Source organism: Paenibacillus sp. M2 (genome assembly GCF_046713495.1).
GTDB lineage: Bacteria > Bacillota > Bacilli > Paenibacillales > Paenibacillaceae > Paenibacillus > Paenibacillus amylolyticus_B.
In genome coordinates this window covers 5,738,630-5,750,662 of the sequence record NZ_CP169648.1, presented here as the reverse complement: position 1 = coordinate 5,750,662, position 12,033 = coordinate 5,738,630, and the positions used below count along the sequence as shown (strand labels likewise).

The 12,033-nt window shown below is 46.8% G+C and carries 11 protein-coding genes; 10 read left to right on the top strand and 1 reads right to left on the bottom strand.

The window, feature by feature from the left end:
• Positions 1 to 114 precede the first annotated feature (114 nt).
• Genes ACETMN_RS26350 through crcB form a run of 4 tightly spaced genes read left to right on the top strand, consistent with a single transcriptional unit; the run spans position 115 to position 3,144 of the window.
• Positions 115 to 1,005 (top strand): LysR family transcriptional regulator, encoded by an 891-nt coding sequence (locus ACETMN_RS26350; protein ID WP_091020443.1) that lies wholly within the window; start codon positions 115 to 117, stop codon positions 1,003 to 1,005.
• A gap of 42 nt (positions 1,006 to 1,047) precedes the next feature.
• Positions 1,048 to 2,355, top strand: a complete 1,308-nt coding sequence (locus tag ACETMN_RS26345; RefSeq protein ID WP_091020442.1) for a replication-associated recombination protein A — start codon at positions 1,048 to 1,050, stop codon at positions 2,353 to 2,355.
• Between the two features lie 31 nt (positions 2,356 to 2,386).
• Positions 2,387 to 2,788, top strand: coding sequence for a fluoride efflux transporter FluC (locus ACETMN_RS26340; RefSeq protein WP_091020440.1), 402 nt, complete (start codon positions 2,387 to 2,389; stop codon positions 2,786 to 2,788).
• Positions 2,785 to 3,144, top strand: coding sequence for a fluoride efflux transporter CrcB (gene crcB, locus ACETMN_RS26335; RefSeq protein WP_091020438.1), 360 nt, complete (start codon positions 2,785 to 2,787; stop codon positions 3,142 to 3,144). The genes ACETMN_RS26340 and crcB overlap by 4 nt, the downstream gene beginning before the upstream one ends.
• Positions 3,145 to 3,275: 131 nt before the next feature.
• On the opposite strand, the gene mnmA is transcribed toward crcB, so the two are convergent.
• Positions 3,276 to 4,400 (bottom strand): tRNA 2-thiouridine(34) synthase MnmA, encoded by a 1,125-nt coding sequence (gene mnmA / locus ACETMN_RS26330; RefSeq protein ID WP_143786588.1) that lies wholly within the window; start codon positions 4,398 to 4,400, stop codon positions 3,276 to 3,278.
• Positions 4,401 to 4,721: 321 nt separating this feature from the next.
• On the opposite strand from mnmA, the gene cymR reads away from it, so the two are divergent.
• The 6 genes from cymR to alaS all read left to right on the top strand — a co-directional run bounded on the left by cymR (position 4,722) and on the right by alaS (position 11,799).
• Positions 4,722 to 5,141: a cysteine metabolism transcriptional regulator CymR gene (gene cymR / locus ACETMN_RS26325; protein ID WP_017686811.1), complete on the top strand. Its 420-nt coding sequence runs from the start codon at positions 4,722 to 4,724 to the stop codon at positions 5,139 to 5,141.
• Between the two features lie 172 nt (positions 5,142 to 5,313).
• Complete coding sequence (locus ACETMN_RS26320) at positions 5,314 to 6,465, top strand: cysteine desulfurase family protein (protein WP_091020437.1); 1,152 nt, start codon at positions 5,314 to 5,316, stop codon at positions 6,463 to 6,465.
• 164 nt (positions 6,466 to 6,629) lie between these two features.
• Positions 6,630 to 7,151, top strand: coding sequence for a PRC-barrel domain-containing protein (locus ACETMN_RS26315; RefSeq protein ID WP_017686814.1), 522 nt, complete (start codon positions 6,630 to 6,632; stop codon positions 7,149 to 7,151).
• Positions 7,152 to 7,161: 10 nt separating this feature from the next.
• Complete coding sequence (locus tag ACETMN_RS26310) at positions 7,162 to 7,371, top strand: hypothetical protein (RefSeq protein WP_017686815.1); 210 nt, start codon at positions 7,162 to 7,164, stop codon at positions 7,369 to 7,371.
• Positions 7,372 to 7,665: 294 nt separating this feature from the next.
• Positions 7,666 to 8,733, top strand: coding sequence for an AI-2E family transporter (locus tag ACETMN_RS26305; protein WP_411735347.1), 1,068 nt, complete (start codon positions 7,666 to 7,668; stop codon positions 8,731 to 8,733).
• 435 nt (positions 8,734 to 9,168) lie between these two features.
• A complete protein-coding gene (gene alaS, locus ACETMN_RS26300; protein ID WP_411736441.1) occupies positions 9,169 to 11,799 on the top strand; it encodes an alanine--tRNA ligase in 2,631 nt (876 codons plus the stop codon).
• The last annotated feature ends 234 nt before the right edge of the window (positions 11,800 to 12,033 follow it).

The following is a 12,033-nucleotide window of genomic DNA, read 5'->3' as shown; positions in this document are numbered from 1 at the left end:
CCAGTCAGATGACTGGTTTGGGATCTACATGAATTGTAGTCCGGTTTACACATGAAGTATAATGATTGGTAATGAAGCGGATATCATTTTGAATGATGTCAGAGTGGAGGGACCATGGAGAGCGGGGATCTTAGAATATTTCAGTGTGTTGCACAGGAAGGGAATCTGACCAAAGCTGCTTCTAAACTGGGGTATGTGCAATCCAACGTAACGGCACGAATCCGGCATCTGGAAGCAGAAGTAGGTACAACGTTGTTCATTCGTCATAACCGAGGCATGACGTTATCTCCAGCCGGAGAAATGTTGGTGACCTATGCAGATAAAATTATTGGTTTGCTGAATGATGCTTCCAAGGCGCTTCGGGCGACGAGCACACCATCGGGTCCAATGCGAATAGGGTCTACACAAACCGCAGCGGCCGTGCGACTACCTGAACTTTTCGTCAGATATTATAAACAGTATCCAGATGTCTCCTTGTCACTGGTTACTGGCAATTCGCAGATGCTTATGGATCAGGTTATTGGGTATGAATTGGAGGGAGCATTTATAGGCTGTCCCTGTGATCATCCTGATATCGTTTCTATTCCCGTATTTGATGAGGAACTATTTGTTGTCTATTCTGGCATGGGTCCTACGGATGAAGATCTTAAGAGTAAACCCATTCTTGTCTACAGCATAGGGTGTTCCTATCGTCAGATTTTGGAGGAATGGTTAGAGGTGGGTGGTGTTACCCGCCCAGTAATAATGGAATTTGGAACCCTTGAAGCGATTATTAGTGGAGTTACGTCCGGCATGGGAATTTCCTTATTACCAGAGATTGTGATTAGGCATCAGATCAAAAATGGATTATTGCGCACGCATACGCTTCCCGTAGGTATGAATCGCATGATGACTCATTTTATTACTCGCAAGGATGCCTTTGTCAGCAGTGCACTTCATGCATTTATGGCTATGTTACCGCGAGAGTATGATATGATAGAGAGTGGAGAACCATCAGAAGTGTAATTGTAATCAAGGCAAGGCAATCCGTTAAGGAAGTGATGAGCAATGGATTTATTTTCGTTTCAACAAGACTCAAAACCACAAGCTAGATTGCTCGCGGACCGCTTGCGGCCAGAGCATCTGGATGAATATATTGGACAGGAACATATTATTGGACCAGGGAAATTACTCCGGCGCGCCATTGAGGCCGATCAGATTTCGTCCATCTTGTTATATGGCCCTCCGGGATGTGGCAAGACAACCTTGGCACATATTATTTCCCAGCAAACGCAAGGACAGTTCGTACGTCTGAATGCAGTGGAAGCTTCCGTCAAGGATGTGCGTGAAGTCATCGAACAGGCGCAAACGAATAAACAGCTGTATGGAACCAAAACCATTTTGTTCCTCGACGAGGTACATCGGTTTAACAGTTCACGTCAGGATGCGTTATTGCCAGCGGTAGAGAAGGGCACGATTATTTTTATCGGCGCAACAACAGAGAATCCCTTTCATTATGTTAATGGAGCCTTGATGAGTCGTTCAACTCTGTTTCAGCTGGAATCGCTAAACAAGGATCATTCCCTTATTGCAATGCGCAGAGCATTGAGCGATGCGGACAAAGGTCTGGGGTTCATGGAACTACAGGCGGACGATGAGGCGCTTGAACATATTGCTACGATGGCCAACGGAGATATTCGGCGTGCGCTTAACGCACTTGAACTGGCTGCGTTGACGACGCCACCGGAAAAGGATGGGTCCATTCATATTACGCTTGGTGTAGCAGAAGAGTCTATTCGACGACCGATTGTGAAGGCGGATGAATCGACACAGTATGATGTGTTATCTGCATTTCACAAGAGTATTCGGGGTTCCAGTGATGCGGCGCTGTTTTGGTTTCTATACGCGGTGGAGAAGCTCGGCATGGACCCGATGACCTTTATTCGGCGTCTGATTGCAGCAAGCAGTGAAGATATTGGACTTGCGAACCCGCAAGCTATGACTCAGGCCATTGGAGCACTTGATGCGTACCGAAATAACGGCTGGCCCGAAGCCAAGCTGAACATCGCACAAGCGATTCTGTTCGCGGTCGAAAGTCCAAAATCCAATGCGGTGTACACCGCCATTTCCAAAGCCATGAACGCGATTGATGAAGTGAAATCGGCAGAAGTTCCGCTTCACTTGCGAGATACGCATTACTCGGGTGCTGTAAAACTTGGACATGAGGGCTATCAATATCCGCACAATTACCCTGGGCATTATGTGAAGCAGGAATATCTGCCAAAGCAGCTCTCACGGAGAGTATTCTATGAGGCAACGGATCAGGGTAACGAATCGAAGATCAGGCTGAACCAACAGCGGCGCAGGGAATTGTAAGAAGAGACAGATCACTCGGGAGATGCACACAATGAAAGAGCTTTTGTATATAGGGGCGGGTGGATTTCTCGGTACATTAACCCGATACGCCGTACAGTTAGCGATACCAATTGGCCATGGAGGATTCCCTTGGGCGGTACTGTTAATCAATGCGATGGGCAGCCTTTTTTTGGGTTGGTTCTTTACTATAGCTGTTCCAGGCAAAATAACACCACAACTTCGACTGGCCATTGGTACTGGTTTTACTGGAGCATTTACAACATTCTCCACGTTTACACTGGATATTGTTCGTTTATCCGAAGGGGGCGAGTGGGTCAATGCCGCCCTTTATATGAGCGTAAGTCTGTTGGCAGGATTAATGCTTTGTGCGTTGGGAATGAGCATCGGACAGCGTATGTTGAGAGCGCCAAGACAAGAGGGTGATGCCTCATGATCTTATGGATTGGTTTTGCAGGTGTACTGGGTGCGGTACTGCGTTTCAGTCTGGGCAAATGGATCTCGGGCTTGCTGGGAGCGGCTTTTCCGTGGGGAACATGGATCATCAATATCAGTGGTTCACTGCTGCTTGGGTTGTTATACGGGTGGCATGAATCTGCAATGATCTCAGATGGAATCTGGGTGATCTGGGGAACCGGATTTTGCGGTGCGTACACCACGTTCTCTACCTTTGGTTATGAGACGTTAGGACTTATGGGTCGACAACGATACGCAAGCGCGTCGCTCTACGTTGTCAGTTCGATTGTAGTTGGGGTGTTGGCCTGCTTGGCAGGAGTCTGGTTGACTGCATAACGAACTATTTTTAATTTTTTTGCAAAAATAAGCAGGAAAAAAGCCATCCTTCATGGTATACATGAAAGACGGCTTTTTTAATAGGGATACACGGTATTGTGTATAATCCACATTTTAATGGACAAGCTCTATTATTGCATTGCGGGTACAGGTACTTTTTGCACCTGATCGATCGTACCCCCACCCAGGCAGACCTCTCCGTCGTAGAAAACAACGGCTTGTCCTGGCGTAATGGCTTTTTGTTGCTGGTCAAATTGTACATCCACACTTCCATCTTCTTGCCAGGTCAATGTTACACCTTGATCCGGCTGACGATAGCGGAATTTGGCAGTACAACGGTAGGGGACATTAGGCATGTGCTCTGTGCCAGCAATCCAGTTCACACCCGTTGCGGTTAGACCAGTGGAGTACAGGCTTGCATGGGCATCGCCCTGAACAACAAGCAGTTGATTTTTCTCCAGATTCTTGTCTGCAACGAACCAGGGCTCACCATTGCCGGAACCGCCAATGCCAAGACCTTGGCGCTGTCCAAGTGTGTAGTACATCAGACCGTCATGACGACCTTTGACTTCACCGGTCGCGATATCAACCATGTCTCCACCTTTGGCAGGTAGATAGTTACTCAGGAACTCTTTGAAATTACGCTCACCGATGAAGCAGACACCTGTGCTGTCTTTTTTCTTGGCAGTATACAAACCAGCCGCTTCTGCGATTTTGCGTACTTCCGGTTTAGGCAGATGACCAATCGGGAACATGGCTTTGGACAACTGGTTCTGATTGAGTGCATTAAGGAAATAAGTTTGATCCTTATTGTTGTCCACACCACGCAGCAGCTTGAATGTGCCATCTTCTTCAATCAGGCGAGCATAGTGTCCTGTAGCTACATAATCTGCGCCGAGATCCAGAGCTTTGTTCAGGAATTCACCAAATTTGATCTCACGATTACACATGACATCCGGATTTGGCGTGCGACCCGACTTATATTCATCAAGGAAATAGGTAAATACTTTATCAAAATACTCTTTCTCGAAGTTGACAGTGTAGTAAGGAATGCCGATCTGTTCACATACGCGGCGTACATCCTCTGAATCTTCTTCAGCGGTACAGTGGCCGAACTCGTCAGTGTCATCCCAGTTTTTCATGAAAATGCCGATGACATCGTACCCTTGCTCTTTCAGCAGCAGTGCGGTAACGGAAGAATCGACACCTCCGGACATGCCAACGACGACCCGTGTATTTTCAATTGTTTTGGACATCGTTATCACCATTTCTATATATAAATGTGTTTCGTTTCTTATTCTAGCATAACCGGACTCAAGATACGATACACCCGGCCAATTTTGGATAGTGTCCACCACAGACGCACATTTTGGAATATCGTCAATCTTTCTTTTCCATAAAGCATGCAGATATGTTAACATTAGCTGAGGGTTATGATCGGAATACGGAGGATTAGAAGGTTTATGCTAATCTCAATGCATCTCCGCTGTGGACAGATCGTGAAACAGACGGTCATGGACCATAGGATTAAATATAAAGTTTCCAATCGTTTCTGAAAATTGAAAGAGGTGACTCCTTTGAAAATATCGACAAAAGGCCGTTACGGCCTCACAATCATGATGGAGCTTGCTGCCAGAATAGGCGAAGGTCCTACATCACTTAAAAGTATTGCTGAGCGCAACCAGCTCTCGGAGCATTACTTGGAGCAACTGATCGCTCCACTACGGAATGCAGGACTGGTGAAGAGCATTAGAGGCGCTTACGGCGGTTATATCCTTGCGGGTGATCCTGCAACCGTAACTGCAGGCGATGTAATCCGTGTACTGGAAGGGCCAATCTCTCCAGTAGACTTCACAGAGGAAGATGATCCGGCGAAACGTGATCTGTGGTTGCGTATTCGTGACGGCATTGCGGAAGTGTTGGATTCCACAACACTGAAAGACCTGATTACATTCCAGGATCAGGACAAAAAAGATAGCTACATGTTCTACATTTAACAATCACTGCGCTAGCATGACATGCTAACTTACTTGAGCCCCCATTTGGGGGCTTTATCCATGCCATAACATCTGTTTTACAATGGCTTGCGGTTGGTGAGCATATAAGGCTACGAAACATATTCCATAACAGAAAAATAAGATAATTTAACATATAACGGGGTGAAGATAAATGAAACGAATTTATTTGGATCACGCCGCATCGACACCTATGCATCCACAAGTCGCAGAAGCGATGATGAACGTCATGACAGGACAATTTGGCAATGCATCAAGTATCCATGCCTTTGGGCGTGAGGCCAAACGGACTGTCAGCGGAGCAAGGGATGTCATTGCGGCGTCTTTGGGTTGTTTCCCGGACGAATTGGTATTTACCGGAGGTGGCACAGAGAGCGACAATCTGGCCATTTTCGGAGCCGTCTCAACAAGACAGGATAAGGGGAAACATGTCATTACGACCGCCATTGAGCACCATGCTGTTTTGCATACGTGTCAAGAATTGGAGCGGCAAGGTTATGAAGTAACCTATCTATCTGTGGATCATCAAGGACGAATAAATCTGGACGAGTTACAAGAGGCCATTCGGCCGGATACGGTGCTGATTACCATGATGTATGCCAACAATGAAGTGGGCACTATTCAGCCGATACGTGAGATCGGGGAGCTGGCACGTAAGCATAATATTTTGTTCCATACCGATGCGGTTCAGGCTCTGGGCAGTCAGAATATTTCATGTAAAGAACTGCCTGTGGATCTGATCAGCTTCTCTGCGCATAAAATCAACGGGCCTCAGGGCGTGGGTGCACTCTATGTACGGCGAGGAATTGTGCTGGAAGCAAGAGCTCATGGGGGATTGCAAGAACGTCAGCGGCGCGCTGGTACGGAAAATATCGCAGGTATTACCGGATTTGCCGAGGCTCTCAAGATTGCATCAGCACAAATGGATACGCATCGTCAGAATGATTTGGAATTGCGTAAACTTTTGTTGAAACAGCTTGAAATTCATGTGGGGACGGAGCACTTTCATGTGAATGGACACCTGGAGCATACGCTGCCAAACATCCTGAATATCAGCTTTCCGGAAGTGTCCACAGAGACGATGTTAATGAATCTGGATATGGAAGGAATTGCTGTTGCAAGCGGTTCTGCCTGCACTTCCGGTTCACTCGAAGTCTCTCATGTGCTCAAAGCGATGAAATTGCCTGAAACATTTTTACACTCTGCGATTCGATTTAGCTGGGGATTGGGTAATACTACGGAAGAAATCATGATAACCGCCGAAAAAATTGGAACCATTCTTGGACGACTGCGTAATAGACCCTAAGGGGAACTTTACACATGGAACAGAAGGAGGGAAGAAGTTCCATTTCATCGGTTGGATAGAAGCGGTTTTGATGACCGGCGTCTGATTGCCACTCATCAACTTTGGGCATACCTAGCAATAGCGCCGCGCCTATTTAATGATAAGAAGATGAGGGGGACCCAGCGATGAAGCTTCAGGAAATGATCGGACTTGCCGTTTTTGATGTTGAGGACGGGAAGCAGGTCGGTAAAATCCAGGATTTCATTGTGAATGATGATTGGGAGATCGAAGGCATTGAGCTTGAGAACAAAGGTCTGTTTACCAATCATGTCAAAATCGTGCAGTGGCAAGATATCGTTGCCTACGGCGAAGATGCCGTCATGATCCGTAATCAACAGGCTGTCCGCAAGACGGGAGCCGACGACATAAAATACACGTACCTCCTCGGTCGGTCTAAATTGAAGGAGATGTCCGTGCTCACCGAAGAAGGTTTGCTGCTTGGGCGTGTCTCCGATGTTTATTTTGACCAAGAGTTGGGAAATACAATAATAGGGATTGAAATTACGGACGGTTTTGTGTCCGATCTGATCGAGGGCCGCAAATGGCTGCCATGTACAAGCGATATGTCCATCGGGGAAAGTGCCATTATGGTGCCGTCTCTGAGTGAACAACGCTTGGAAAATGCCATTCATTCTGTTAATGGATAGGTGAATGAATATGAAATGTCCAAACTGTAGTTCCAAAGATATCGGGAAAATTGGTTCCCACCAGTTTTATTGCTGGGGATGCTTTATCGAATTAACGGTGAACGGTGAGAAAATGTCTGTATATCAGGTGGAAGAAGACGGTACGCTGAGCTCCCTGGATGATTTGTTTTTCGGGGACGAGCTGCCACAAGACTTCCCTCATCTTCACGCTTCTTCTTAATAAGCAGGATAACTTCCTCTATATGCGGTTTCATGACAATGTCTGTCATGGGAGGCTGTCGTTAATTGTTGGCAGATGTATATAGATGCGGTTACATAGTGGTTCGGCTGGTGTATGTATGATTATATGCTAACCCGTACTGCAAAATGCGCTTTCTTCTCTGATGAAGGAGGCGTTTTTTGGTTTTAAGAAAAAATGTTCGGATTGCTCCTTTCCACTTCTGCGCTGTGTTAATAAATATTACCTTTCCTACATATACTGACTCTCAGAGCCAGTCCAAAAGGAGAGATGCAAGTGGAGCAATTAACCAAAAACAAGCTGTTCCGTTACGCGATCTGGCTGCTGCTCGGATTGATCATTTTATATTTTATATGGCTGCTGCGGCCTTTACTGCTTCACTTATATGCGTTCCTGAAAACAGTGCTGGCACCCTTTATCGTAGCCCTTATCATATCCTATGTACTTAATCCGATTGTAAGCATGCTGGGAGGGCGCAAGGTGCCGCGTACGATTGCGGTACTACTCATATATGCCTTTTTCCTGACCTGCCTCGGTGTCATTCTGATGAATGTGATTCCGGTACTGATTGAACAGCTGGGGGAACTCAACGAGCATATGCCGGAACTATCCATGCGTGCACAGAGCCTGATGAACAATATGAATCACAAATTAATGCCGCCAAGTGTGCGAACAGGCATGAACAGTTGGTTTTTTCAGATGGAGGATCGACTAACTCAGGGAATTACCGTGCTCATGGACAATATCGGGGCGACTATTAATGTGTTATTTAATGTGTTTATCGTGCCATTTCTGATCTTTTATATGTTAAAAGACTTTGAGGTGTTTGAGCGCACCATTGTGGCGTATCTTCCGCGTTCACGTCGTAAAGCGATTGTCTCGGTGATGAAAGAGATCGATACTGCACTGGGGAACTACATTCGGGGACAGTTTATTGTCTGTGTCATTGTTGGTATCTTTGCCTACATTGGTTATATCATCATTGATATGCCGTATGCCCTGCTGCTTGCAAGCATTGTAGCTGTGTTTAACATTGTGCCCTACTTGGGGCCGTTCCTTGGAGCTGCTCCTGCTGTGGTCATGGCATCAACCGTATCGTTTAAAATGGTACTGCTTGTTGTCATTGTGAATACACTGTGCCAGGTGTTGGAGAGCAACGTTATTTCTCCTCAGGTGGTGGGACGTACGTTGCATCTGCATCCACTGTCGATTATATTTGCACTGCTCGTCGGAGGTGAACTGGCAGGCATTGTAGGTTTAATTCTGGCAGTACCCGTTTTTGCCGTCCTGAAGGTGATTGTGCAACACTTTTTCGCCTATTACATCAAACGAAGGACCGACTAAATAGTAGGGGCAGATCTTCAAGGAAGCCGCGTTGACACCCGCTTGTGCTACCGATATAATGAGTGTGTATATTTAGAACATGAAATCGATGATGAAATAAAGTACGCCGAGGGTTCCTTTCCTCAGAGAATAGACTTCATCGGATCAGGGTGAGCCTGAACTGATGGCTGGAAGAGTCTTGAAAGATGAAGCGGCGGAAAGCTAATTTCGGAGTGCAGGACAACCCTGCCGGGAGCGACCGTTATTTCGCATGAACGAGGAGATTGTTTGTTTGTCCGGGCAGCAAGGGATGAACAGCAATAACCAGGGTGGTACCGCGATAACATCGTCCCTGATTATTCAGGGGCGTTTTTTGTGTTTATTTTTACAAAAGCAATGTTGACCAACCGGAGCGAATACGCAACGGACTATTATAATTTAATGGGGGCATCCAGTATGAAAGCCAGTGAAATCCGGTCCAAATGGATAGAGTTTTTTGCAAGTAAAGGTCACAAAATCGAGCCGAGCGCATCGCTCGTGCCTCACAACGATCCTTCTCTTTTGTGGATCAATGCAGGTATGGCACCGCTCAAACCATATTTTGACGGACGTGAGAAGCCGGAGAACCCGCGTCTAGCGAACTCCCAAAAATGTATCCGTACCAATGATATCGAGAATGTTGGTAAAACGCGTCGTCACCATACGTTCTTCGAAATGCTTGGCAACTTCTCTATTGGAGATTACTTCAAGGAAGAGACGGTTACTTGGGCGTGGGAATTCTTGACCAGCAAAGAGTGGATCGGATTCGATCCGGAACGTCTTTCAGTAACGGTATATCCGGAAGATGAAGAAGCTTTCAAACTGTGGAACGAAAAAGTAGGACTGCCTGCTGAGCGTATCATTAAATTGGATGAAAACTTCTGGGATATCGGCGAAGGCCCATGTGGTCCTTGTACCGAGATCTTCTATGACCGCGGCGAAGCTTACGGAAACGACATGAGTGATCCTGAAATGTATCCAGGTGGGGAAAACGAACGTTACCTGGAAGTATGGAACCTGGTATTCTCCCAGTTCAACCATAACAAGGACGGCAGCTACACACCGCTTCCTAACAAAAATATTGATACAGGTGCAGGTTTGGAGCGTTTTGCTTCCATTCTGCAAAATGTGGATTCCAACTTCGACACAGACCTGTTCCAACCGATGATTCAAAGAACAGCCGCTCTTGCGGGTGTGAAATATAACGACAGCGTAGAGATTGATGTTGCACTGAAAGTCATTGCCGATCATATCCGTACGGTTGCTTTTGCAGTAGGTGATGGCGTTCTGCCAAGTAATGAAGGACGTGGATATGTCATCCGTCGATTGCTTCGCCGTGCAGTTCGTTATGGAAAAGTGCTTGGACTTGACCGTCCATTCCTGTATGAACTGACAACAACCGTTGGTGAAGTGATGGGCATGTACTACCCTGAGGTAGTGGACAAACAGGAGTTCATCGCCAAAGTAATCAAAACCGAGGAAGAGCGTTTCCACGAAACTCTCACAGATGGTCTGGCTATTCTGGCTGATATCAGCGGCACAGCCAAATCCGAAGGACGCACAGTTATTAGCGGACCTGAAGCTTTCAAACTGTATGATACGTACGGTTTCCCGTTTGACCTGACAGAAGATTATGCTGCAGAGCATGGTTTGACTGTGGACCGTGAAGGTTTTGATGCTTCCATGCAGAAACAACGTGAGCTTGGACGTGCTGGACGTCAAGAGAACGAGAGCATGAAAGTCCAAGGCGGACCACTTGCTGACCTGGAGGTTAAAAGCGAGTTTGTTGGTTATACTGACCTGTTGACGGAAGCAAAAGTGGTAGCCATCGTAGATGGTGACGCCCTTGTTGAATCTGTAGGCGAAGGACAGACGTGTCAGGTTGTTCTGGACAAGACTCCGTTCTACGCGGAAAGTGGCGGTCAAGTGAGTGATCAGGGCTTGCTGCGAGGTGCTGGTGTAACAGCGAAAGTACAAGGTTTGTTCAAAGCTCCACTTGGACAACATGTACATCTGGTGACTGTGGAGTCTGGTGAACTGCGTGTAGGCGATGTGATCAATGCCGAGGTAGACTCAGCAAAACGTGGCGACATTATCAAAAACCATACGGCCACCCACTTGCTGCACAAGGCACTCAAAGATGTGCTCGGAACTCACGTAAACCAGGCAGGGTCGCTCGTAGAGCCACAGCGACTACGTTTTGACTTCTCTCACTTCGGCAGTATTACGCCGGAAGAGTTGACAGAAATTGAGCGTCAGGTGAACGAACAGATCTGGAACCGTCTGAACGTGAACATCGAGCTGAAAGCTATTGATGAAGCTAAAGAAATGGGTGCAATGGCCCTGTTTGGCGAAAAATATGGTGATATTGTACGTGTTGTTCAAGTCGGAGACTACAGTTTGGAACTTTGTGGCGGCTGTCACGTAAATAATACTTCAGAGATTGGAATCTTCAAACTGGTGAGCGAGAGCGGAATTGGCTCCGGCGTACGCCGGATCGAAGCTGTAACTGGCCGCGGCGCATATCTGTATGTGGAAAGCCAGTTGGAACTGCTTAAACAATCAGCAGCACTGCTCAAAGCAAATGTGATTGATGTACCTAAACGGATCGAAGGTCTGAACCAACAACTGAAAGAAGCAGCCAGAGAGACTGAATCCCTGCAAAGCAAGCTGAGTGCCATGGAAGCTGGTCAATTGACGGATCAAGTGGTACAAGCAGGAAATACACAGTTGCTGGCAGCACGCGTAGATGCTCCGAACATGGATGCGCTGCGTACAGTGGCAGATGAGTTGAAAGTAAAATTGCCTAACGCGGTACTCGTACTGGGTGCTCCAGCGGACGGTAAAGTGAATTTTGTTGTAGCAGTACCTGCTGAACAAGTAAAACAAGGATTACACGCAGGCAAAATCGTCAAAGAAGTCGCAGCAGTATGCGGCGGCGGTGGCGGTGGACGTCCAGATATGGCGCAAGCCGGAGGTAAGGATGCGACCAAGCTGGATGAAGCGCTGAAACTGGCGGTTTCGCTGGTTAGCGGGCATAATGCATAAATCCATTGAGCGGCTTTCAATCGTCAAAAAATAAATCGAAATGGTTCTGTTCGTTTATTTTTTGTACCCGAGAGCGTGTGGAATCGAATGATGCATTATGCTGAAGCCAGTAAAGGACAAGCAAAAAACACAATTGCCTTATCCTTTGTTTACTTGTGGCAGTCAGAATATGTTATTATATAAACAGAAATCAATTCGGCAGGACATGGTCCCCATGTTCATGCAGGAGCGAGG